Annotated in this window: 18 protein-coding genes; 5 read left to right on the plus strand and 13 right to left on the minus strand. The window is 67.8% G+C overall.

Annotated elements, in window-relative coordinates; all coding sequences use genetic code 11:
• The first annotated feature begins 124 nt into the window (after window positions 1–124).
• From PQB87_RS15855 to PQB87_RS15865, 3 genes are read left to right on the plus strand one after another with little or no spacing between them, the layout of a single operon-like run.
• Window positions 125–3,571: a molybdopterin-dependent oxidoreductase gene (locus PQB87_RS15855; protein WP_489242369.1), complete on the plus strand. Its 3,447-nt coding sequence runs from the start codon at window positions 125–127 to the stop codon at window positions 3,569–3,571.
• A gap of 24 nt (window positions 3,572–3,595) precedes the next feature.
• The gene (lhpI, locus tag PQB87_RS15860) at window positions 3,596–4,531 is read left to right on the plus strand and encodes a bifunctional Delta(1)-pyrroline-2-carboxylate/Delta(1)-piperideine-2-carboxylate reductase (RefSeq protein WP_489242370.1); all 936 of its coding nucleotides are present in this window, start codon (window positions 3,596–3,598) and stop codon (window positions 4,529–4,531) included.
• Between the two features lie 25 nt (window positions 4,532–4,556).
• The gene (locus PQB87_RS15865) at window positions 4,557–6,008 is read left to right on the plus strand and encodes a short-chain fatty acid transporter (RefSeq protein WP_489242371.1); all 1,452 of its coding nucleotides are present in this window, start codon (window positions 4,557–4,559) and stop codon (window positions 6,006–6,008) included.
• Window positions 6,009–6,082: 74 nt separating this feature from the next.
• Here the strand turns inward: PQB87_RS15865 and PQB87_RS15870 are convergent, their stop codons facing one another.
• The 6 genes from PQB87_RS15870 to PQB87_RS15895 form a co-directional block, all read right to left on the minus strand.
• Window positions 6,083–9,286 (minus strand): error-prone DNA polymerase, encoded by a 3,204-nt coding sequence (locus PQB87_RS15870; protein ID WP_489242372.1) that lies wholly within the window; start codon window positions 9,284–9,286, stop codon window positions 6,083–6,085.
• Window positions 9,287–9,292: 6 nt separating this feature from the next.
• Window positions 9,293–10,798: a Y-family DNA polymerase gene (locus PQB87_RS15875; protein ID WP_301863401.1), complete on the minus strand. Its 1,506-nt coding sequence runs from the start codon at window positions 10,796–10,798 to the stop codon at window positions 9,293–9,295.
• Complete coding sequence (gene imuA / locus PQB87_RS15880; protein WP_060067328.1) at window positions 10,731–11,438, minus strand: translesion DNA synthesis-associated protein ImuA; 708 nt, start codon at window positions 11,436–11,438, stop codon at window positions 10,731–10,733. The genes PQB87_RS15875 and imuA overlap by 68 nt, the downstream gene beginning before the upstream one ends.
• 335 nt (window positions 11,439–11,773) lie before the next feature.
• Window positions 11,774–12,568 carry an ABC transporter ATP-binding protein gene (locus PQB87_RS15885; protein ID WP_021163153.1) on the minus strand — a complete coding sequence of 265 codons (795 nt, stop codon included), beginning with the start codon at window positions 12,566–12,568 and terminating at the stop codon, window positions 11,774–11,776.
• 1 nt (window position 12,569) lies between these two features.
• The gene (locus PQB87_RS15890; protein WP_021163152.1) at window positions 12,570–13,466 is read right to left on the minus strand and encodes an ABC transporter permease; all 897 of its coding nucleotides are present in this window, start codon (window positions 13,464–13,466) and stop codon (window positions 12,570–12,572) included.
• Between the two features lie 139 nt (window positions 13,467–13,605).
• The gene (locus PQB87_RS15895; RefSeq protein ID WP_060067331.1) at window positions 13,606–14,571 is read right to left on the minus strand and encodes an ABC transporter substrate-binding protein; all 966 of its coding nucleotides are present in this window, start codon (window positions 14,569–14,571) and stop codon (window positions 13,606–13,608) included.
• Between the two features lie 333 nt (window positions 14,572–14,904).
• Between PQB87_RS15895 and PQB87_RS15900 the strand changes: the two genes are divergently transcribed.
• A complete protein-coding gene (locus PQB87_RS15900) occupies window positions 14,905–15,213 on the plus strand; it encodes a VF_A0006 family four-cysteine protein (protein ID WP_489242373.1) in 309 nt (102 codons plus the stop codon).
• Window positions 15,214–15,320: 107 nt separating this feature from the next.
• Here the strand turns inward: PQB87_RS15900 and PQB87_RS15905 are convergent, their stop codons facing one another.
• Together PQB87_RS15905 and PQB87_RS15910 are read right to left on the minus strand one after the other, a co-directional pair.
• A complete protein-coding gene (locus PQB87_RS15905; RefSeq protein ID WP_048025688.1) occupies window positions 15,321–16,136 on the minus strand; it encodes a MetQ/NlpA family ABC transporter substrate-binding protein in 816 nt (271 codons plus the stop codon).
• Window positions 16,137–16,340: 204 nt separating this feature from the next.
• Window positions 16,341–17,978, minus strand: coding sequence for a methyl-accepting chemotaxis protein (locus PQB87_RS15910; RefSeq protein WP_153488871.1), 1,638 nt, complete (start codon window positions 17,976–17,978; stop codon window positions 16,341–16,343).
• A gap of 225 nt (window positions 17,979–18,203) precedes the next feature.
• Here PQB87_RS15910 and PQB87_RS15915 point away from each other — a divergent pair, with 225 nt between their 5' ends.
• Window positions 18,204–18,494, plus strand: coding sequence for a YciI family protein (locus PQB87_RS15915; RefSeq protein ID WP_021163754.1), 291 nt, complete (start codon window positions 18,204–18,206; stop codon window positions 18,492–18,494).
• A gap of 144 nt (window positions 18,495–18,638) precedes the next feature.
• Here the strand turns inward: PQB87_RS15915 and PQB87_RS15920 are convergent, their stop codons facing one another.
• Genes PQB87_RS15920 through PQB87_RS15940 form a run of 5 tightly spaced genes read right to left on the minus strand, consistent with a single transcriptional unit; the run spans window position 18,639 to window position 22,720 of the window.
• Window positions 18,639–19,256, minus strand: coding sequence for an SCO family protein (locus tag PQB87_RS15920; RefSeq protein WP_042978155.1), 618 nt, complete (start codon window positions 19,254–19,256; stop codon window positions 18,639–18,641).
• Window positions 19,257–19,274: 18 nt separating this feature from the next.
• Window positions 19,275–20,177 carry a heme o synthase gene (cyoE, locus tag PQB87_RS15925; RefSeq protein WP_006477738.1) on the minus strand — a complete coding sequence of 301 codons (903 nt, stop codon included), beginning with the start codon at window positions 20,175–20,177 and terminating at the stop codon, window positions 19,275–19,277.
• 8 nt (window positions 20,178–20,185) lie between these two features.
• Window positions 20,186–21,298: a COX15/CtaA family protein gene (locus PQB87_RS15930; protein ID WP_021163752.1), complete on the minus strand. Its 1,113-nt coding sequence runs from the start codon at window positions 21,296–21,298 to the stop codon at window positions 20,186–20,188.
• A 24-nt stretch (window positions 21,299–21,322) separates the two neighbouring features.
• Complete coding sequence (locus PQB87_RS15935) at window positions 21,323–21,949, minus strand: SCO family protein (RefSeq protein ID WP_027789066.1); 627 nt, start codon at window positions 21,947–21,949, stop codon at window positions 21,323–21,325.
• A 60-nt stretch (window positions 21,950–22,009) separates the two neighbouring features.
• A complete protein-coding gene (locus PQB87_RS15940; protein WP_233345266.1) occupies window positions 22,010–22,720 on the minus strand; it encodes an SURF1 family protein in 711 nt (236 codons plus the stop codon).
• Window positions 22,721–22,741 lie beyond the last annotated feature (21 nt).

Genomic DNA, 22,741 nt, shown 5'->3' on the forward strand with positions numbered 1-22,741 from the left:
GGTACATCGGATCGACGGTCGCGATATTGATTCAATATATATCGGACCATCGAAAGGATGAATTTGTCATGGCTGCCTCCGCTTCCTAGCATAGTCGCAAACATGAAGTGGACGATGCGAACCGATGGAGACGCAGGAAAAGAAAGGCTATTGCACGTTGTGCCGGTCGCGCTGCGGCACGGTCAACGTCGTGCGCGGCGACACGATGATCAAGGTCCGCCCCGACGACACGCATCCGACCGGCCACGCGATGTGCATGAAGGGAAAGGCCGCGCCCGAACTCGTACATCACCCGAATCGGGTGTTGCATCCCATGCGGCGCACGCGCCCGAAGGATGCCGCCGATCCCGGCTGGCAACGCATCGGCTGGGATGAGGCGCTCTCCGAGATCGCGGAACGTCTTGCTCATTTCAAACGGGAAAACGGGGCCGAGTCGGTCGCGTTTGGCGTCACCACGCCAAGCGGGACGCCGATGAGCGACAGCATCGACTGGGTCGAGCGATTCGTCTGGTCATTCGGGAGCCCGAACATTTGTTATGCGACCGAGATCTGCAACTGGCACAAGGACAGCGCGCATGCCTTTACGTTCGGTTGCGGCATTCCAGCCGCGGATTACCGGAATGCCGAGCTCATCATGCTGTGGGGAAACAATCCCGCCAACACCTGGCTGGCGCAGGCCGACGCCATCGCGAAGGGCCGCCGCAACGGGGCCAGGCTGATCGTCGTCGATCCGCGGCCGACCGCGCTCGCACGCGAGGCCGATCTGTGGCTGCGCGTGAATCCCGGGACGGATGGCGCGCTCGCGATGGCGATCGCACGGCAGATGATCGCAACCGGCAACGTCGACGATGCGTTCGTCCGGGAATGGACGAACGGCCCATTGCTCGTGCGTGCCGACACCGGGCGGTTTCTGCGCGAGCGCGACATCGACGGCGATGCGCCGGGCAACCGGTACATGCTCTGGAACGCGACGCTCGACCGGCTGGAACCGGCCGGAGAGGAAACCGCGACCCGACCTTCCGATCTGTTGATGGCCGGCGTCCGCCATGTGGCGGTCCGGGATTCGGCCGGGCACGGCATGCACGTGGCATGCACACCGGCCTTCGACCTCTATTCGGCAGCGCTCGACGCCTATACGCCGGAACATGCGGCGACGATCACCGGGGTCGACGCAGCCGACATCGTCGAAGCCGCCCGAATGCTGCGGCCGCATCAGGCAATCGCCTATCACGCGTGGTCGGGCGTCGGCATGCACACCAACGCCACCCAGACCGAGCGCGCGATTGCGACGCTGTACGCGTTGACGGGTGCGTTCGACACGCGCGGCTCGAATCGGGAATGGACGAAGCAGCCGGCCAACCCGGTCAGCAGCTACGCGATGCTGAACCCGCAGCAACGCGCAAAAGCGCTCGGCCTCGCGGATCGGCCGCTCGGCCCGCCGTCGCAAGGCTGGGTCACGGCGCGCGACGTCTATCGCGCCATCCTCGACGGAGAGCCCTACCGCGTTCGCGCGCTGGTCGCGTTCGGTACGAACATGGTGCTGTCCCAGGCGGACGGCGGCGTCGCGCACGACGCGCTCTGCGCGCTCGACTTCCATGTTCACTGCGATCTCTTCGAAACGCCGTCGTCACGCTATGCGGACATCCTGCTGCCCGTGAACACACCGTGGGAACGGGAAGGCCTGCGTCTCGGCTTCGAGATCGACGAGCGCGCGGTCGAACTCGTGCAGCTCAGGCAGCGCATGGTGCCGCCGAGAGGAGAGAGCCGCGCGGACTACGACATCGTCTTCGACCTCGCCGTGCGACTCGGCATGCAGGACACATTCTTCGGCGGCAGCATCGAGGCGGGATGGAATCACGTGCTCGAACCGCTCGGGCTGGACGTTGCGTCGCTGCGCGCCCATCCGGAAGGCATCGTCAGGCCGTTGCCTCAAAGCGAGCGGCAGTACGCGGCGGCGACGCCCGACGGCCTGCGTGGTTTCAACACGGAGACGCTGCGTGTCGAACTGTACTCCGAGAAACTGCATCGTCACGGCTACCCGCCCGTTCCGCGGTACGTACCGCCGCAGCACGGCGAAGACGCGCGGGCGGACAATCGCCGTCGCTTCCCCTGTACGTTGACCTCGATGAAGAACGGGTACTACTGCCACAGCCAGCATCGCGGCCTGCCAAGCCTGCGTCGCCGCGCGCCGTACCCGGTAGCGGAACTCAATGACGAACGGGCGGCGGAACACGGCATCGTCGACGGCGACTGGTGCCTGATCGAAACGACGAACGGCTCGGCACGCTTCAAGGCACGCGTCGTCCCGGAACTCGCGCGCGACGTGATCGTGGCCGAATACGGCTGGTGGCAAGCCTGCGACGAGGTCGGCCAGGATGCGCTCCCGGTGGACGGGCACGACAACAGCAATTTCAACCGCCTCGTCTCGGCGGCGCAACTCGATCCGGTCAGCGGATCGTCGCCGCTGCGTTCCGTGCGTTGCCGCATCAGGCTCGACCCGTCGGTCGATCCGTCGCGCCGATCGTGGAAAGGCCTGCGGGATTTTGTCGTATCCGCCATGCACGAAGAAGCGAGCGGCGTGCGAACCGTCACGTTTCGCGCCGCGGACGGCGGCGCACTGCCGGACTATCTGCCCGGCCAGCACGTGACCTTGCATGTCCCGTCGCTCGGCGACGGCGGGACGACACGCGCCTATTCGCTGACGGGCGCCGCCCGCGAAGACGATCGCCGCACGTATTCCATCTCGGTACGCCACCAGAAAGGCCTGGCCCGCGACGGCACGGCATTCGAAGGCGCGATGTCGTCGTACATCCACGGCACGCTCAAGGTCGGCGACCCCGTGTTGCTCGGTGCGCCCGGCGGGACGTTCGTCGTGCCGCCGGCATCGCGGCAGCCGGTCGTGATGTTCGCCGGCGGCATCGGCATCACGCCCTTCATCTCGTACCTGGAATCGATCCGGGACCAGGCGGACCGTGCGCCGGAGTCGAGACTCTTCTATGCGAACCTGAACAGCACGACCCACGCGTTCCGCGAACGCATCGAGACGTTGAAGCGGCGGCTGCCGACGCTCGAGGTCATCAACTGCTACAACCAGCCGCACGACGAAACGCCGGGACACGACTATCAGATGCTCGGCTATCTGTCGGCCGACGTGGTCGACGACGACCTGATCCGGCGGCGCGCGCGTTTTTTTCTGTGCGGCCCCGAACCGATGATGCAGGCGATTGCGTCGGGACTGATCGAGCGCGGCGTACCGCCGTTCGACATCTTCAAGGAGGCGTTCAGATCGCCGTCCAGGCCGACGCCCGACCCGTCGAAGCAATACGCGGTGCAGTTCGCGCGATCGCGTCGCACGGCCACCTGGACGCCTCGCGACGGCAGCCTGCTGTCGTTCGCGGAACGTCTCGGCATCGCATTGCCGAGCGGTTGCCGGGTCGGGCAATGCGAGAGCTGCGCGGTCAAGGTCATATCGGGCGAAGTCACGCATTCGAGCGGGCATGGACCGGACGAACCGGACATGTGCCTCGCCTGCCAGGCCATTCCGGCCACCGACGTCAGCATCGACGCATAACCCCCGTTCGAGGAAAGGTTCACCATGAAATTTTTCGACGCCGTCGCGACACGCGACGCACTGGATTTCGAATCGCTGGTCGCACGCCTGCGACAGGCGTTCATCGACGGCTGCCACGTCCCGCTTCGCCATGCGCACACACTCCATGCCGACGGCGAAGACGAAGGCACGGTGCTCATCATGCCCGCGTGGGAAGACAACGGCTACCTGGGCATCAAGACGGTCAACATCTTCCCGGGCAATGCGAGACACGGCCTGCCCGGACTGCACTCGACCTACGTGCTCTATGACGGGCGGACAGGCCAGCCGCTTGCGCAGCTGGACGGAAACGAAATCACGTCGCGCCGCACCGCGGCTGCGTCCGCGCTGGCCGCGACCTATCTGGCCCGCCCGGATGCGTCGCGCCTCGTGCTGATGGGGGCCGGCCGGGTCGGCAGCCTGGTTCCGCCCGCCTATCGCAGCCAGTTGCCGATCTCGGTCGTCGAGGTCTGGGACAGGGATCGCGACGCGGTTGCACGACTGGTCGACGGGCTGACCCGGCTCGGTTTCGACGCCTCACCCGTCACGAACCTCGAGGCAAGCATCCGTCGCGCGGACGTCGTCACCTGCACGACGCTTGCGACGGAACCGATTGTCCGCGGCGCGTGGCTCGCACCGGGGTCGCACCTGGACCTGATCGGCAGCTTTACGCCGCGCATGCGCGAAGCCGACGACGATTGCTTCCGGCAGGCGGAGATTTATGTCGATACGGACGAGGCACCGCAGAAATCCGGCGACCTTCTGGGTCCGCTCGCGCGCAACGTCATTGCGCCCGACCGCCTGAACCGGACGCTGACGGCGCTATGCCGGGGCGAAGCACAGGGGCGGACGAACGACAGCCAGCGCACCGTGTTCAAGGCGGTCGGCACCGCACTCGAGGATCTGGCCGCGGCCGTTCAAATAGTTGAAAAGACAAACTGAAGCCGTGACGGGCAAGGAGATCGAAATGAAAGAGCTGATGGACGTGCAGGACTGCGACGCGCCGGCGGTCGACCGTGAACGCATGCTGGAACGGATGGCCGCGGGCATGGCACGCTGGTCGGAAAAGTGGTTCCCGGACGCCTACATCTTCGCCGCGCTCGCCGTGGTGATCGTGGCGGTGGGCGCACTGACAGCCGGTGCGCCGGTCACGCGGATCGGCGTTGCGTTCGGCGATGGCTTCTGGAGCCTTATCCCGTTCACGATGCAGATGGCGATCGTCGCCATCTCGGGCTATGTCGTCGCGGTGTCGCCGCCCGCGTCGAGGCTGATCGATGCGCTCGCGCGCCTGCCTTCGTCCGGGCGCGCATCGGTAACGTTCGTTGCGCTCGTCAGTATCGTCGCATCGCTGTTCAACTGGGCGATCAGCCTGATCTTCAGCGGCCTTCTGGTCCGTGCGCTGGCCCGCCGCACCGATCTGCGCATGGATTACCGGGCAGCGGGCGCGGCGGCCTATCTCGGGATGGGTGCGACGTGGGCGCTGGGATTGAGTTCATCCGCCTCGCAATTGCAGGCAAATCCGGACAGCCTGCCCAAGGCGCTGCTGGCCATCTCCGGCGTCATACCCTTCACCGAGACGATCTTTCTCCCGCAGTCGATGCTGATGGCCGCCGTGCTGACCGGCGCGTCGCTGCTGATCGCGTATCTGTCCGCGCCCAACGACGCACGGGCGAAAACCGCGGCGGAGCTGGGCATTCATCTCGACGAAAGCCATGCGACGCTCGCACGTCCGACCCGCCCGGGGGACTGGCTCGAGTACAGTCCGCTCGTCACCATTGCCATCGTGGCGATCGGCGCGATCTGGGCCTGGCACGAGTTCACGACGAAGAATCCGCTGATCGCGATCTCGAATCTGAACACGTACAACTTTCTGTTCCTGCTGCTGGGCATGCTGCTGAACTGGCGGCCGAGACGATTCCTCAATGCCGTCGCGCGTTCGGTGCCGTCTGTTGCGGGTGTGCTGATCCAGTTTCCGCTGTACGGCGGGATCGCCTACATCCTGACAAAAGCCGCGGCACCCGCCGGACTGCCGCTCTCCGATCACCTCGCCCATTTCTTCGTTGCGATGTCGTCGCATGCGTCGTTTCCCGCAGTGATGGGCGTGTATTCGGCCGTGCTCGGGTTCTTCGTGCCGTCCGGCGGCGGCAAGTGGATCATCGAGGCGCCGTACGTCATCGAGGCGGCGAAACTGCTGCAGGTTCATCTGGGCTGGGCCGTGACGGTCTACAACGCAGCCGAGGCGTTGCCGAACCTGATCAACCCGTTCTGGATGCTGCCGCTACTCGGGGTGCTCGGGTTGCGTGCCCGCGACATTGTCGGTTTCACGTTCACGCAACTGGCGGTTCACCTGCCGCTCGTGATCTTCATGCTCTGGGCACTCGCGGGCACACTCGCCTACCATCCGCCCGTCATGCCGTAACGCGCGACGCGTTCACGGCATCGCGACGATCGATCGGCTTCACGCCCGTCGTGCCACGCGCGGTGCACCTGGCATCAATGGAACTCGCGGCTCGACGTGCGCAGGCCGCCGAGCAGCGGCGTCAGATCCTCGAAATGCTGCGCGACGAGGTGCCTCACGTCGCTCGCGACCTGCCACACGCCGGACACGGCGAGCAGCCGCGAATCGAGGGTTTCGCGGCGCTGCCGCGCGAGCAGCTCGGGCCGGACGATCAGGTTCACGCAGCCGGTTTCGTCCTCGAGCGTCATGAACATCACGCCTTTCGCGGTGCCCGGCATCTGGCGCGCGGTCACGAGCCCGCACGCGCGCGCGAGCCGGCCGTCGGGGCGGTCGTGCAGTTCGGCCGCGGACGACAGCCGCCGCGCGCGCAGCTCGGGCCGCAGCAGCGCGACCGGGTGACGGTTCAGCGTGAGGCCGGTGGTGTGATAGTCGGCGAGGATGTCGTCGGCTTCCGACGGCGCGCCGAGTGCCGGCTTCTCCACTTCGTCGATCGGTGCGGTCGCGAGCAGGTCACGCTCGGGTGCCGCTGCAACCGCTTGCCACAGCGCGTCGCGACGATGGCCGGCGAGGGTCGCGAGCGCGTTCGCGGCGGCGAGCGCTTCGAGATCGCGGCGCTCGAGCTGCGCGCGACGCGCGAGAGTGTCGACGTTGTCGAAGGGGCCCGCCGCGCGTGCGGCTTCGATCCTGCGGACAGCGGCTTCTCCCAGACCGCTCACGAGCGACAGCCCGAGCCGGACGGCCGGCTGTCCGTGCGGAGGCGGCTGGCCGGGCAGCGCTTCGAGCGATGCCTCCCAGCCGCTTTGCGTGACGTCGATCGGCAGGACCTGCACGCCGTGACGCTTCGCGTCCTGCACGAGTTGCGACGGCGGATAGAAACCCATCGGCTGGCTGTTCAGCAATGCGGCGAGGAAGATCGCCGGTTCGTGGCATTTGAGCCAGCTGCTGGCATAGGCGAGCTTCGCGAAGCTCGCCGCGTGGCTCTCGGGGAAACCGTAATCGCCGAAGCCCTTGATCTGCTCGAAGATCTGTTCGGCGAACTCGGGCGGGTAATCGCGCTCGCGCATCCCGTCGACGATCTTGCCGTGATATTGCTCCAGATTGCCCTTGCGCTTCCACGCGGCCATCGCGCGACGCAACTGGTCGGCCTCACCGGCCGTGAAGCCGGCCGCGATCATCGCGATCTGCATCACCTGTTCCTGGAAGATCGGCACGCCGTACGTCCGTTCGAGCGCGGGCTTCAGGTCCTCCTTTGGATAACTGACCTTTTCGATGCCCTGGCGTCGTTTCAGATAAGGGTGCACTGCCCCGCCCTGGATCGGCCCCGGCCGCACGATCGCCACCTCGATCACCAGGTCGTAATAAGTGCGCGGCCGCAGGCGCGGCAGCATCGACATCTGCGCACGCGATTCGATCTGGAACACGCCGACCGTGTCGGCGCGGCAAATCATGTCGTAAGTTGCGTCGTCATCCTTCGGAATGTGCTTCAACGTGAACGGCTTGCCGTCAGCCTTCGGCGGGCCTCGCCATGCGGTGCGCATGTCGAACGCGCGATGCAGCGCCGACAGCATGCCGAGCGCGAGCACGTCGACCTTCATCAGCCCGAGTGCTTCGAGATCGTCCTTGTCCCACTGGATCACGCGCCGCCCGTCCATCGCCGCGTTCTCGACCGGCACGAGCCGCGTGAGCTTGCCGCGGCTGATCACGAAGCCGCCCGAGTGCTGCGACAGATGGCGCGGGAAGTTCAGCAGCCGCGCGGCGAGCCGGGCCCACGCCTGGATGAGCGGCGTCTCGGGATCGAGCCCGGTCGTCGAGAATTGCTGCAGCAGGTCGCGACTGCCGTCGAACCAGCGATGCGCTTTCGCGACGCGATCGACCAGCACCGGATCGACACCGAGCGCCTTGCCGGTCTCGCGCAGCACGCCGCGCGGGCGATAGGTCGATACGGCTGCCGCCAGTGCGGCGCGATCGTGCCCGTACTTCTCGTAGATATGCTGAATCACTTCTTCCCGGCGCTGATGCTCGAAATCGACGTCGATATCGGGCGGCTCGCCGCGCTCCACGCTGATGAAGCGCTCGAACAGCATCGTGCTCTGATCGGGATCGACCTCGGTAATGCCGAGGCAATAGCAGACCACCGAGTTCGCCGCCGAGCCGCGTCCCTGGCACAGGATGTTCTGGCTGCGCGCGAATTTGACGATGTCGTAGACGGTCAGGAAGAACGGCTCGTAATTCAGTTTCGCGATCAGGGCGAGTTCATACCGGATCTGCCTGGCTACTTTCTCCGGCACACCATTCCAGTAACGCCGGGCCACACCCGCCCAGGTCTCCTGCTTCAGGTAGCTCGTCGGCGTATGCCCGCGCGGGACGAGTTCGAGCGGGTATTCATACTTCAGGTCATCGAGGGAGAAATTGCAGCCGTCGAGCATCGCGCACGTTTCCGCGATCTCTTCCGGCGAAAACAGCTTCCCGATCCGCCCGCGCGCACGCAGATGCTGCTCCGCATTCGGCGCGAGCGCATAACCGCATTCCGCGACAGGCATCCCGACACGGATCGCCGTCATCACGTCCTGCAGTTCCTTGCACGAGCGCCGGTGCATCGTCACGTCGCCGAGTGCGACGATGCGCACGCCGCGCCGCTCGCCCGCCGCACGAATCTCTTCGCGCTGCGCACCGTCCAGCGCGCGCTGCAACTGCACGAGCCCGAGCCGTGCACGCTCGCCGAACGTCGCGCGAAACCACGCGACCTGTGCATCGAGCACGTCCGCGCGCACCGGGTACGCGGGCACGAGAATCGCGAAGCAGTCGGGCATGCCGCGCAGGTGTGCGAATGCCTCGGGCGGCCTCGACAGCATGTGCGACGTCAGCGTGTACGTCCCCTTCGGCGCTTCCATCCGCCGCCACGAAATCAGCTCGGACAGGTTGCCGTAGCCTTCCCGATTCTGCGCGAGCAGCACGAGCCCGAACGCGCCGGGGCCCGGATCGTGGCCCGGTGCGACTTCATCCGGTGTGACTTCGAAGTACGAACCGATGACGAGCGGCAACCCTTTCGCCTTCGCCGCGACGTGCATGCGCGGTGCGCCGGCGAGCGAGCATTCGTCGGTGATCGCGATCCCGCGATAGCCGAGTTCCGCCGCACGCTCGACCAGTTCTTCCGCATGCGACGCGCCATGCAGGAACGAAAAGTTCGAACGGCAGAACAACTCCGCGTAATCGGGCAGCCAGCTGAATTCCGCAACCATGACCGTTCACCCGAACAGGCCGTGCAGGAACCAGCGCGGCGCGGCCTCGCTCGCTGCCCGCTCCTTGAACACCCAGTAGCACGCACCGGTTTCGTCCTGCGCGACGTGGTAATCGCGTGCGGCGAGCTGGCCATCGAACCACCCGGCCTCGATCCGTTCCACCGACGACATCATCCTGAGCGGCGTATGAAATACCGGCCGCTCCCCCCGCATCAACAGCGGCAGCGGCTCGTCCAGCAACCACGCGGGCCTCGGCGGCACGGCCGGCGGCCCGCCGGCCGGCTTGCCGACCTGCGCATCGAGCGGCAGCCAGCGGTTCGCGGCCTCGGGCCGGTGATCGGCGACGGGTGCCGCGCGCAGCACGTTCTCCGCGCCGAGCCGTGCGACCAGCAGCTCGAACAGCCGCGCGCGCGTCTCTTTCGTGCCGCCCGGCTCGGGGAAAAGATCGTCGGCCGGCGGCGCGACCGATTCGACGCGCGTGGCCTTCAGACGCACCGCGATCACCGCGGCCGGCAACTCGACGCGCGCGAGCCGCTCGCCGAGCAGCCGCATGAAATGCGTCTCGTCGCGCACGGGTGCGGCGAACGCGAGTTCGAGCGGCGTCGGCGGCACGGCCTGACGGCCGCGCTCGTGCTCGAGATCGAACGTCATCGCGGCCAGCGACAGCTGCCGCGCGGCCAGCCAGCCGCACAGCTGCACGACGAGCCGCCGCGCGGCGAACAGCACGGCTTCCGCGTATTCGACGCGCTCCGGCAATTCGAGCCGCACGTCGAACACCGGCGGCACCGCCATCCATGCGAGCGGCTCGACCGCATCGCCGTACGCGCGATCGAGCGCGGCCAGCAACGCGGGACCGCAGCGGCGCTGCAGCCCCGCGCGCGGCAGGTTGCGCAGGTCGGCGAGCGTGCGGCAGCCGAGGCCGTCGAACCAGCCCGCATACGGACGCGCATCGGGCAGCAGCACGCACGGCAGCCTGTCGAGCGAACGCACGAGCGACACCTGGCCGGCGACGCGGCGCCGGAGGCGTGCACGGGCCGACACGCGCGCGAGCAGCCACGCGCCACGCCCGGTCGGTGCGGCGGACAGGCGCGCCGCATAGCCGAGCGCCGCGAGCGTCGCGCGCACCTGTCGGCACAGCGACGGCAGGCCGCCGAACAGGCGCAGGCTCGGGCCGACGTCGACGATCAGCGTGGCTTCGTCGTCGAGCGCAACGCACGGCGAAAAGCGCAGCAACGCGAGCGCGACCGCGCGCAGCGCATCGGCTTCGCGCGCGGGGTCGCGTTCGACGAGCCGCGTGTGCGGCGCGAGCGTAAGCACGCCGCCGCGCTTCATGCCCGCGCGCACGCCCTGCCGGCGCGCGGGCGCATCGGCGATCAGCACGACACCCTGCTCGAGCACCGCGCAGCCTGCTTCGTCCGCTTCGTCTACGCGTTGCGCCGCGCCGTCAGACGGCGGCGGGGCGCACACGTCGAGCGGCAGGCGCGGCAGATGGATGCCGAGCAAGACGCGCATAGCGGCTCTCCACGATGGGCGACGGCAGGTCGAGCACGAGCGGCTCGCCGCGTGCGGGGCCGCGACGCTTGACGATGTCGAGCGACACGCCGCCCGGCACCGGATACAGCGCGACGCGCAGCACGGCCGGCGACGGTTGCCGCCCGGCCGACAGCGGGCGCAGCATCACGAACAGCGTGTCGCCCGTGCGCGCGGCCGCGAGATGCAGGCGCCGCAGCGCATCGGGCCGCGCATCCTGCCAGAGCAGCAGCGCGCCGCAGCACCCCGTCTTGAGCGCCTGCTCGGCAGCCCACAACGCATCGGTGCGGCTGCCGGCACGCAGCCACAGCAGCGCGTCGGACGGTACGCCGAGGCTGGCGAGCGCGGTCGCATGCGGCGCTTGAGGCGGCGCGACGAGCGCAAGCGGACGGCGCGCGCTGACGGTGCGTGCGAGCGCGGGCGCGAGCAGCCGCATCTCGCCGCAGCCCGGCTGCGCGGCCAGCAGTTCGACGAGCCCGCCGACCGGCCAGCCGCCGCCCGGCAGCTCGGCCGACAGCGGGGCGAAGCCGGTATCGATCGTGCGCGGGCCGCCGCGCGCGAGCTGGGAACCGCGCCACAGCGACGGATGAAGGGATTCGGGAGAAATGGAGGATGCGAGCATGACGCCACCCACAACTGTATGGATATACAGTATATGGCAATGCGCTCGCGTCGCACAGCACCGGCGCGAAACCGGTTTTCGTCAGAGGAGAAACGACGGGCAAGCCGGCGCGGTCGTCATGTTACGCCGCACCGGAGCGGGTGTGGCCGGACCGTGCCGCCCGAACGCGCGCCACCGCCAACCGGGCCGAATTGCCGACCCGCCGCGCCACCCCAATTCGTCGGGCTGATTCGTCGGGCCGACTTGTCGACCCGACTCGCCGGGCCGACACACCACCCCTCACGCGAACCGGCACGATGCAACACCCCGCGCCGCGCCGGCCCGCCAGCCGCCCGTCAGCCGAGCAGCAGCGCGTCGTCGTCGAGCTGCTCGTGACGCACCTTCTCGAACATCTGCAGCAGGTCCGGCACGTCGAGCCCCTTGCGCGCGTCGCCCGACACGTCGAGCACGACCTGCCCCTGGTGCAGCATCACCGTGCGGTCGCCGTAGTCGAGCGCCTGCCGCATGCTGTGCGTGACCATCATCGTCGTCAGCTTGCTCTCGGCGACGATGCGCGCGGTCAGCTCCAGCACGAACGCGGCCGTCTTCGGGTCGAGCGCGGCCGTGTGCTCGTCGAGCAGCAGGATCCGCGACGGCCGCAGCGACGCCATCAACAGGCTCACCGCCTGCCGCTGGCCGCCCGACAGCAGCCCGATCCGGTCGGTCAACCGGTTTTCCAGCCCGAGGTTCAGCAGCCGCAGCTTGTCGCGGAACAGCTCGCGCGACGGCCGGTCGAGCGCCGCGCGAAAGCCGCGCCGCGCGCCGCGCGCCATCGCGAGCGCCATGTTCTCCTCGATCGTCAGCGCCTCGCAGGTGCCGGCCATCGGATCCTGGAACACACGCGCGACGAGGTGCGCGCGATCCCACGCGGCCTTGCGCGTGACGTCCGTGCCGTCGATCGAGATGCGTCCCGCATCGACGGCCTGGTCGCCGCTGATCGCATTGAGGAAGGTCGATTTGCCGGCGCCGTTCGAGCCGATCACCGCGACGAACTGGCCGTCGGGAATCTCGAGCGACAGCCCGCGCAGCGCGCGCGTCTCGATCGGCGTGCCGGGATTGAACGTCAGTTTCAGGTCTTGTGCGGACAGCATGTCAGGCCCCTCCGTTCTTGCGCGCGAACAGCTTCTTGCGCGTTGCCGGCAGCACCAGCGCGATCGTGACGAGCGCGGCCGTCACGAGGTTCAGGTCCTGCGCCTTCAGGCCGATGAATTCGCTGTTCAGCGCAAGCGCGATGAAGAAGCGGTAGACGATCGCGCCGAGCACGACGGCGAGCGTCGTCAGCACGAGCCGGCGCGCCGGCAGCAGCGTCTCGCCGATGATCACCGCGGCCAGCCCGATCACGATCGTGCCGATCCCCATCGAGATGTCCGCGCCGCCCTGCGTCTGCGCGAACAACGCACCGGCGAGCGCGACGAGCGCGTTCGACAGCGCCATCCCGGCGAGCGTCGCGCGGCCGGTCGCGATGCCCTGCGCGCGCGCCATCCGCGGGTTCGCGCCGGTCGCGCGCATCGCGAGGCCGAGCTGCGACGAGAAGAACCAGTCGAGGCCGAGCTTCGCGACCACGACGACGATCGCGAGCAGCGCGGGGCGCAGCACGTAATCGGGCATCCAGTCGGGCTGCAGCACGGTGAAGACGGTCGGCTCGGTGATGAGCGGCACGTTCGGCCGGCCCATGATCCGCAGGTTCACCGAATAGAGCGCGATCATCATCAGGATGCTGGCGAGCAGGTCCATGATCTTCAGGCGCACGTTGAGCCAGCCGGTGATGAAGCCGGCCACCGCGCCCGCGACGATCGCGATGCAGGTCGAGCTGAACGGGTCGTAGCCGGCGGAGATCAGCGTCGCGGCGACGGCGCCGCCGAGCGGAAAGCTGCCGTCGACGGTGAGGTCGGGGAAGTTGAGGATGCGAAACGAGATCAGCACCCCGAGGGCGACGAGGCTGAAGATCAGGCCGATCTCCAGGGCGCCCAGAAACGAGAACAGAGACATGATGGGGAAATCCTGTTGCTTCCCGGCCGGACGTGTACGGCCGGGCGAAGCGAACGGGCGGCCCCGGGTGGGAGCCGCCCGTCCGGCGGTGTCGTTCAGGCCCGGATCGGGCCTGCAGGCGCGGCGGTCGGGCCGCGGCTTACTTGATGACCGTCTTCGCGTCCTTGAGCAGATCCGGCGCGAGCGTCACGCCCTGCTTCGCGGCCGCGCCCGTGTTCGCGAACAGCTCGAGGTTGCTGCTCGTTTCCGACGCGATCGCGCCCGGCTTCTCGCCCTTCAGGATGCGCGCGACGACCTTGCCCGTCTGGCGGCCGAGGTCGCCGTAGTTGATGCCGAGCGCCGCGATGCCGCCGCGCTTCACGCTGTCGGTGTCGCCGGCGACGAGCGGGATCTTCGCTTCGTTCGCGACCTTCACGAGCGCTTCGTACGCGGACACGACGTTGTTGTCGGTGTTCGTGTAGATCACGTCGACCTTGCCGATCAGGCTTTTCGCCGCCGGGCCGATGTCGACGGTGCGCGGCGCGGCCGCTTCCTTCAGCGTCATCCCCTGCTTCGCGAGGATTTCCTTCAACGCCTTCACGACGACGACCGAATTCGCCTCGCCCGGGTTATAGACCATGCCGACCGTCTTCGCGTTGGGCACGACGCGCCTGATCAGCGCGACCTGGCGATCGAGCGGCAGCTTGTCGGACACGCCCGTCACGTTGGTGCCCGACGGGCCCCAGCCCTTCACGAGCTGCGCGGCGACCGGATCGGTCACGCCCGAATAGACGACCGGCACGCTCTTCGTCGATGCAACCACCGCCTGCGCGGCCGGCGTCGCGATCGCGACGATCACGTCGGGCTGGTCGCCGACGAACTTGCGCGCGATCTGCGCGGCCGTGCCCGTGTTGCCCTGCGCGCTCTGGTATTCCCACTTGAGCTTGTCGTCGCCGTAACCTTCCGCCTTCAGTTCGGCGCGCACGCCGTCGCGGATCGCATCGAGCGCCGGGTGGTCGACGATCGACAGCACCTTGACGGTCTGGGCGTGCGCGGCACCGGCCAGCGCGAGCGCGGCCACGCCGGCCGTGATCGAACGGATCGCGAAAGTCTTGAAACGCTTCATGGGTGTGTCTCCCCCGTATTGTGTCGGTTCTGGATGATGAATTTCCGCCGCCGTCATGCGGGCGCCGCCACACGTGCGACGCGGTGGCGGCCGGCCCGTGCGCCCCCCGGGAAGGTGCGCAGCGGCGAACGCACGAGGATACCATTTCCGCAGACCACCGCCTGACTCCGAGCTTTCTTGAAAAGGCCGGGCCGCGGCGCCCGCCGGGGCGCCGTCACCGCGCGCGAAGCCCGGCCGGCGGCAGTTTCGGCCGGCCCCGGCGCAACGCGTCAGCCGTGCTCGCGGCTTTACGTTATGCTGTCGGCCGACCCAGTCCACACCATCGGAGGCGACATGAAACGGGAGATCCGAGCCATCGCATTCGCGGCTGTCGCGCTGGTGTTGCCGGGGGCGGCGTTCGCGCTGACCGACGGCAGCGCGCAATACGACGACTGCATGCTCAATGCGCTGCGCGAGAGCCGCAACGGTGCGGCGGCCCAGTTGATCCAGCGCTCGTGCGACGCGCTGTACCGCAACAACGCGATGCTGCTGCCGCGCGAGCGGCGCTTTCACGAGTGCGTCGTGCAGTCGCTGCCGGGCGTGCGCGACAACTATGCGATCCAGCAGATCATGTCGATCTGCTCGCGGCGCGGCGAGATGTGAGACGACGCCGGACGCGGCATCCCGCGGCCCCCGACCGGCCGCGCCAATGAAAAAGGGCCTGCTCGATGCAGGCCCTTTCGTTCAGCGGTCCGGCCGGTGTGCGGCGTTCAGAACGACGCGACCATCGAGCCCTTGAACTGCTTCTTGATGAATTCGCGCACTTCCGGCGACTGGTACGCCTTGACCAGCTTCTTCACCCACGGCTGGTCCTTGTCCTTCGCGCGCACGGCGATCAGGTTCGCGTACGGGCTCGTCAGCGATTCGAGCGCGATCGCGTCCTTGGTCGGCTGCAGGTTCGCGGCGAGCGCGTAGTTCGTGTTGATCACGGCCGCGTCGACGTCCGACAGCACGCGCGGCAGTTGCGCGGCGTCGAGTTCGGAGATCTTCAGCTTCTTCGGGTTCTCGGCGATGTCGAGCACCGTCGCGTTGTTGCCGCCCGTGCCGGCGCCCGCCTTCAGCTTGATCACGCCCTGCGTCTGCAGCAGCAGCAGCGCGCGGTTCTCGTTCGACGGATCGTTCGGCACCGCGAGCTTCGCGCCTTGCGGCAGGTCCTTCAGCGTCTTGAACTTCTTCGAGTACACGCCGATCGGCGAGATGTAGGTCAGGCCCGCGCTGACGATCTTGTAGCCGCGCTGCTTCACCTGGCTGTCGAGGTAGGGCTGGTGCTGGAAGCTGTTCGCGTCGAGGTCGCCCGAATCGAGCGCCGCGTTCGGCTGCACGTAGTCGTTGAACTCGATGACCTTCACGTTCAGGCCTTCCTTCTCCTTCGCGACCTTCTGCACGAGCTGCCACACTTCCGCATCCGGGCCGGCCACCGTGCCGACCTTGATCACCTTGTCTTCGGCGTGCGCGCCTGCCGACAGCGTCAGCGCTGCGCCGGTGGCCAGCACGGAAAATACCTTCAGGAGACTGCGACGCTTCATCTGTTTCTCGCTTTCTTGCTTACTGGAAATGGGGCGCGATACGGGTATGCCCCGACTCGCAGGAAGGGGCAAATGGTGTCACAGGATCGGCGGGAAGTGAAATACATCCCGCTCATATGGGTATGCACCGCAGCGGTGCCGGCGGAGGCTGCGCGACTCGGCCGTTAGTTGCGTTTGAGCGACGTGCGCGTCAGCCGGTGTGCGTCACGCCGCCGTCGCATGGTCGGCCGCCTTCGTGCCGAATGCAGGCTCGCCCCTCTGCCCGCCGGCCCGGCGCGGCGACAGGCCGTCTGCATCGACGACCCGGAACGCGCCGACCGCATCGCGCAGCCGCGCGGCCTGTTCCTGCAGCGACGCGGCGGCCGCCGCCGCTTCCTCGACGAGCGCCGCGTTCTGCTGCGTCACCTGATCCATCTGCGTGACCGCGCGCCCGACCTGCGTGATGCCGCTCGCCTGCTCCTCGGACGCGGCCGCGATCTCGCCCATGATGTCGGTCACGCGCGCGACGGCCTGCAGGATCTCGCCCATCGTCGTGCCGGCCTGGCCGACCAGCGTCGAGCCGTTGCGCACGCGCTCGACCGAGTCGACGATCAGCTCGCGGATCTCCTTCGCGGCCGTCGCGCTGCGCTGCGCGAGCGAGCGCACTTCGCCCGCGACCACCGCGAAGCCGCGGCCCTGCTCGCCCGCGCGCGCCGCTTCCACCGCCGCGTTCAGCGCGAGGATGTTGGTCTGGAACGCGATGCCCTCGATCACGCCGATGATGTCGGCGATCTTGCGCGAGCTGTCGTCGATCTCGCCCATCGTGCCGATCACGCGGTTCACGACGTCGCTCCCCGTGCGTGCAATCTCCGATGCGTTGTTCGCGAGCCCGCTCGCCTGTCGCGCGTTGTCGGCGTTCTGCTTCACCGTCGCGGTCAGCTGCTCCATGCTCGCGGCGGTTTCCTCCAGCGACGCGGCCTGCTCCTCGGTGCGCTGCGACAGGTCGTCGTTGCCGGCGGAGATCTGGCGGCTCGCCGACGCGATCGATCCGGCCGACTGGCGAATCCCGCCGATCGTCGCCTGCAGGCGGGCCTGCATGTCGTGCATCGCGGCCATCATGCTCGTACGGTCGCCCGCGCGCACGGGCACCGGCTGCGTCAGGTCGCCCTGCGCGATGCGCGCCGCGAGCGCGGCGGCTTCGTCGGGCTCGCCGCCGAGGCTGCCGCGCACGTTGCGGATGATCACCAGCATCGCCGCGCTGATCACGAAGCCGATCACGAACACGACCGCGAGGTGGCCGAGCAGCGTCCGGTAATAGATGGTGTCGATGTCCTTCAGGAAGACGCCGCTCGAGATGTTCCAGTCCCACGGCGTGAAGCGCGTGACGTAGCTGATCTTCGGCACGGCGGTTTCGCTGTGCGGCAGGCGCCCGCGGTACTCGGCGAAGCCGCTGCCGGTTTCCTTCGCGGCGTTCAGGATCGTGACGAACAGCGGCTTGCCGTCCGGGTCGAGATAGTCGCCGACCGGCGTGCCGACCAGCTTCGGCAGCGTCGGATGCATCAGCACGACCGGCTTCGAGTCCATCACGAACACGTAGCCCGAATCGCCATAGCGCATCGCGGCCAGGCTCGCGAGCGCGTCGCGCTTCGCGTCGGCCTCGGGCAGCGTGCCGCCCTGCGCGAGTGCGTGATACGCCTTCACGATGCCGGCCGCCGAGTCGACGAGATTCGCGATGCCTGCCTTGCGTTCGGCGAGCATCGTCGCGCGCGTCTCGTATGCGCTCCATGCGCCGACGCCCAGGAGACCGATCCATACCAGCGCAAGCGCGAGCCACAGCTTGCGGTTCAAACTCATTCTGCTCATCTGCGTGCCTTTGTCGATGTCGATGCGCACGCTGCGCGCGAACGGCCCGCCCCGCGCAAACGCTTGCCTTTTTATTTACGGCACCGAGGCTTACAACTTGAATACGCGCGGGTGCGGCAAACCGCCGGTCGGTCGGCCGCCCGCAGCGCGACAGCCCGCATCCGCTGTGCTAAAAAGACCGGCTGGCCGGCACACGAGGAGCCGGCACCATTCCGGGGGCCATCCATGTACGTCATCGACATCCACTACACCGCATCGCTCGAACATATCGACGATGCGCTCGAACGCCATCGCGCATTCCTGCAGCCGCAGTTCGACAAGGGCATCTTCATCGCGGCCGGGCCGAAGGTGCCGCGCGAAGGCGGCGTGATCCTCGCGGCCCGCATCGATCGCGACGAGCTGGACGCGATCCTGAAGACCGATCCGTTCGTCACCGAGGGGCTCGCCACGTATCGCGTGACGGAATTCCGGATCACGCGCGCCGCATCCGGCTTCAACGTACCCGCGCTGCCGTAACGCGACATGCGACGCGTGCGCGATGCGCGCGCGCCGACACGCCGCCCGACGGGCGGCGCATGCCAACAACGAGGAGAGAACCAGGGTGACGACGCGTGACGGCCGTCACGCGCAACGCCGGGCCGGGCGCCCGGCGGCTGCCGGTCAGTCGACCAGCAGCTTCAGGTCGTGGACCCACGGGCCGGGGCCCTGGCCGTCACGCACGAACAGGCGCAGCTTGCCGTCGCGGTCGAACACGTAGCTCGCGGCGGTGTGATCCATCGTGTAGCTGCCGGGCGTCTTGCCGGGCACCTTCGCGTAGTACACGCGGAAATCCTTCGTGACCTTCTTCAGCGCGGCTTCGTCGGCCGGCCGCAGGCCGATGAACGACGGATCGAACGCGGGCACGTACTGGCCGAGCAGCGCCGGCGTGTCACGCTCCGGGTCGACGGTGACGAACAGCACCTGCACGCGTTTCGCGGCATCGGGCCCGAGCTGCTTCAACGCTTCGGACAGCTCGGCCATCGTCGTCGGGCACACGTCCGGGCAGTGCGTATAGCCGAAGAACATCACGACGGCCTTGCCCTTGAAATCGCCGAGCGTGCGCACCTTGCCGGCCGTATCGGGCAGCGAGAAGTCGCTGCCGAACTGCGTGTTGCCGGTGATGTCGAGATTCTGGAATTTCGGCGCGTTGTCGCATCCGGCGAGCAGCAGCGCTGCCGTGAATGCGCATGCGAGCATCCAGCCTTGGCGCGCGCGGCGCCCGAACCGTGATTGGAGCATTGCGTTCAAACCGTGCGGTTACACGCCGAGCAGCGGGCGTGCATAGTGATCGACGAGCAGCGCGGCAAACAGCAGCGACAGGTAGACGATCGAGTAGCGGAAGGCCTTGCGGGCGAGTTCGTCCGAATAGTCGCGATGGATCTTCCACGCATACGCGAGGAACACCGCGCCGAGCAGCACCGCGCTCGTCAGGTAGACGGCCCCGCTCATCCCGGAGATGAACGGCATCAGCGTGACCGCGAACAGGATCACCGTGTACAGCAGGATATGCAGCCGCGTGAACTTCTCGCCGTGCGTGACGGGCAGCATCGGCAGCCCCGCGTTTTCGTAATCCTTGCGGCGATACAGCGCGAGCACCCAGAAATGCGGCGGCGTCCACACGAAGATGATCAGCACGAGGATCCACGCGTCGCCCGGCACCGCGCCGGTGACCGCGGCCCACCCGAGCGCCGGCGGCATCGCGCCCGACGCGCCGCCGATCACGATGTTCTGCGGCGTCATCGGCTTGAGCAGCAGCGTGTAGATCACCGCATAGCCGACGAAGGTGGCGATCGTCAGCCACATCGTCAGCGGGTTCGTGAACGTATAGAGCGTCCATGCGCCGACGCTGCCGAGCACGGCCGAGAACAGCAGGATCTGCGGCGTCGTGATCTCGCCGCGCGCGGACGGGCGCCACGCGGTACGGCGCATCATCGCGTCGATCTTCTGTTCGACGAGGCAGTTGATCGCGAACGCCGCGCCGGCCAGCAGCCAGATACCGACCGTACCGCCGATCAGCACGTGCCACGGCACCATGCCCGGCGTCGCGAGGAACATGCCGATCACCGCGCAGAACACCGCGAGCTGCGTGACACGCGGCTTCGTCAGCGCCATGTACTGGGAAAAGCGGCTACCGGGCGATTGGGAGAGGGTGCTTTGCATGGGGGCGGTCACGCCGGGGCGGCGTCGCGCGCAGGCTGCGCGACACGGCCGGGGCGGCTTGAAAGGATGCGAAAGTTTAACATGACGACGAGCAGCAGCAGGATCGCGGCCCCGCCGTTGTGCGCGACGGCGACCGGCAGCGGCCACTGCAGCACGATGTTGGTCAGGCCCGTCACGAACTGCAGCAGGACGACCAGCAGCACGCCGTTCGCGGGCCGCCGCAGCGATTCGAAGCGGCGCATCTTCAGCGCGAACGCGACCAGATACGCGACCACGACGAACGCGAACGTGCGGTGCGTCCAGTGGATCGCGACCAGCGCGTCCTGCGTGATCGCGTCGCCGTCCTTCGTCATTCCGAGCGCGCGCCACAGGTGGAAGCCGTGCTGGAAGTCCATCGGCGGAATCCACTGGCCGTTGCAGGTCGGGAAGTCGGTGCATGCGAGCACCGCGTAGTTGGTGCTTACCCAGCCGCCGAGCGCGATCTGCACGACCAGCAGCACGAGCGCCGCGAGCGCGGCCGCGCGATAGCGGCCGGCTTCCGGATCGTACGACGGCAGCGGCGTCTGCCGCGCCGCAAGCCACCCGAGCGTGCCGAGCAGCGTGAGGCCGAGCAGCAGGTGGATCGTGACGATCACCGGCTGCAGCTTCATTGTGACCGTCCACGCGCCGAACGCGCCCTGCACGAGGATCAGCAGCAGCAGGCTCGTCGGCCACCACGGCGACACGTGCAGCGGGCGGCGGCGCAGCCTCGCGGACCACGCGATCACGACCTGCGCGATGATCAGCACGCCGATCGCCATCGCGAAATAGCGGTGGATCATCTCGATCCACGCCTTCGTCATGCTGACGGGGCCCGTCGGCATCGCCTGGTGCGCGGCCGTGATCGCGGCGTGCGCGATGAACGGCGACGACGTGCCGTAGCAGCCCGGCCAGTCAGGGCAGCCGAGCCCCGAGTCGGTCAGCCGCGTGAAGCCGCCGAACATCACGAGGTCGAGCGTCAGGAAGGTGGTGATCCACACCAGCTTGCGAAACTTGTTGTCGTCGGCCTTCACCCACACGTACGACAGCGGCAGCAGCGCGATGCACAGGCCGATCAGGCCGAGTTGCAGTAGATACGACATCGGTTCTTTGCCTCTCGTCTTGCCTTAGCCGATGCTCGACCACTTCAGCAGCTTCGTCACGTCCGACTTGATCTTGCTGGGGTTCGGATCCTTCGGGAAACGCATCATCAGGTTGCCGTTCGGGTCGACCATGTAGAGGTGGTCGCTGTCCTTCGTGCCGGCATCGGCCGGCAGCCATGCGGCCACCGCGGCCGGATCGGCGACGAGCCGGCGTGTGTCGGGGTACGCGTCGAGCACCTTCTGCGGCATCGCGCCCGCATCGCTGCGCAGCCACACCATCGTGATCCGGTGCCGCTCGCCTGCCTGCGTGACGCGGATCTGGCGCATGAAATAGAGCTTCTGCGCGCATGCGTCGTCACACGCGCTGCGGTCGGTCATCACGAACAGCCACACGCCGCGCAGCGACGACAGCGGCACGGTCTTGCCGGTTTCGTCGGTCACCTGCAGATCCGCGGGGATCGGACGCTGCGGCTCGATCAGCGTGCCGTAGTTCGTCGAGCCGCCCTTCGGCTTGATCACGTAATAGGTGAAGTACGACGCGATCATCGGTGCCGCGCACACGAGACCCAGCAGCACGAGCATCCAGCGGCCGCGCTTGCGGGCCGCCGGCGACATCGGCGCAGCGGCCGAACCCTGACGGGAAGATTGCATGGACAAATCAAACCTCTCGAAACGAACCCGCGGCGCCGGCGCCGCGTCCTGGCATGGCGCTCACGCGCCGGCCGACTTCTTCGCCGCACGCCGCGCGGCGTACAGGCCGAAGCCGAGCGCGGCCGCCGCCATCGCCCACCACTGAAACATGTAACCGTAATTGCGCTCGACGCCGGTCGTCGCCGCCGGCCAGTCGCGCACGAGCTTGTCGCCGTCGTCGCTCGTCTGCTGGATCACGAACGGCTGCAGCGGCAGCCCCGTTTCCTTCGCATACGCGGCGACGTCCAGGTTCTGCCGGATCTTCTGGTGCGCCGCCGACCCGCCTTCGCCGAGCTCGAACGCACGCGACGCGTCGGCACGCGCGATGCCCACGATCTCGACATCGCCCGCCGGCGTCGCGAACGGCTCGATCGCCGTGCGATCGGCGATATTGCGCGGCAGCCAGCCGCGGTTCACGAGCACGACGCCGCCGCCCGTGAGTTTAAACGGCATCACGACGTAAAAACCCGGCTGGTCGTTATACGGCCGATTGTCGAGGAACACCGCCTGTTCAGGCAGGAAACGGCCCTTCGCCCGCACGCGGTGAAACTCGATCGACGCGAGCGGCATCGGCTGCGCGCCGACGTCGACGGGCGCCGCCTGCTCGTAGCGCTCGATGCTCGCCTGCAGCACTTCCTTCTGGTGCGCGCGGTCGCGCTGCCAGAAACCGAGACGGATCGTGACCGCGACGACGACGAGAATCAGCAGCGCAGGCAGCCAGCGAATCTTCATCATGCGGCCCGCCCGGCATGT

The sequence above is a fragment of the Burkholderia sp. KL41 genome, assembly GCF_057005415.2.

Coding starts and splice junctions, on each gene's coding strand:
- PQB87_RS15930 (WP_021163752.1), bottom strand. CDS start 21,298: ATGTCGTATCTACTGCAACTCGGCCTGATCGGCCTGTGCATCGCGCTG.
- cyoE (WP_006477738.1), bottom strand. CDS start 20,177: ATGCAAAGCACCCTCTCCCAATCGCCCGGTAGCCGCTTTTCCCAGTAC.
- PQB87_RS15900 (WP_489242373.1), top strand. CDS start 14,905: ATGAAACGGGAGATCCGAGCCATCGCATTCGCGGCTGTCGCGCTGGTG.
- PQB87_RS15935 (WP_027789066.1), bottom strand. CDS start 21,949: ATGCAATCTTCCCGTCAGGGTTCGGCCGCTGCGCCGATGTCGCCGGCG.
- PQB87_RS15910 (WP_153488871.1), bottom strand. CDS start 17,978: ATGAGCAGAATGAGTTTGAACCGCAAGCTGTGGCTCGCGCTTGCGCTG.
- PQB87_RS15905 (WP_048025688.1), bottom strand. CDS start 16,136: ATGAAGCGTCGCAGTCTCCTGAAGGTATTTTCCGTGCTGGCCACCGGC.
- PQB87_RS15865 (WP_489242371.1), top strand. CDS start 4,557: ATGAAAGAGCTGATGGACGTGCAGGACTGCGACGCGCCGGCGGTCGAC.
- PQB87_RS15875 (WP_301863401.1), bottom strand. CDS start 10,798: ATGCGCGTCTTGCTCGGCATCCATCTGCCGCGCCTGCCGCTCGACGTG.
- imuA (WP_060067328.1), bottom strand. CDS start 11,438: ATGCTCGCATCCTCCATTTCTCCCGAATCCCTTCATCCGTCGCTGTGG.
- PQB87_RS15940 (WP_233345266.1), bottom strand. CDS start 22,720: ATGAAGATTCGCTGGCTGCCTGCGCTGCTGATTCTCGTCGTCGTCGCG.
- PQB87_RS15890 (WP_021163152.1), bottom strand. CDS start 13,466: ATGTCTCTGTTCTCGTTTCTGGGCGCCCTGGAGATCGGCCTGATCTTC.
- lhpI (WP_489242370.1), top strand. CDS start 3,596: ATGAAATTTTTCGACGCCGTCGCGACACGCGACGCACTGGATTTCGAA.
- PQB87_RS15855 (WP_489242369.1), top strand. CDS start 125: ATGGAGACGCAGGAAAAGAAAGGCTATTGCACGTTGTGCCGGTCGCGC.
- PQB87_RS15885 (WP_021163153.1), bottom strand. CDS start 12,568: ATGCTGTCCGCACAAGACCTGAAACTGACGTTCAATCCCGGCACGCCG.
- PQB87_RS15915 (WP_021163754.1), top strand. CDS start 18,204: ATGTACGTCATCGACATCCACTACACCGCATCGCTCGAACATATCGAC.
- PQB87_RS15920 (WP_042978155.1), bottom strand. CDS start 19,256: ATGCTCCAATCACGGTTCGGGCGCCGCGCGCGCCAAGGCTGGATGCTC.
- PQB87_RS15895 (WP_060067331.1), bottom strand. CDS start 14,571: ATGAAGCGTTTCAAGACTTTCGCGATCCGTTCGATCACGGCCGGCGTG.
- PQB87_RS15870 (WP_489242372.1), bottom strand. CDS start 9,286: ATGGTTGCGGAATTCAGCTGGCTGCCCGATTACGCGGAGTTGTTCTGC.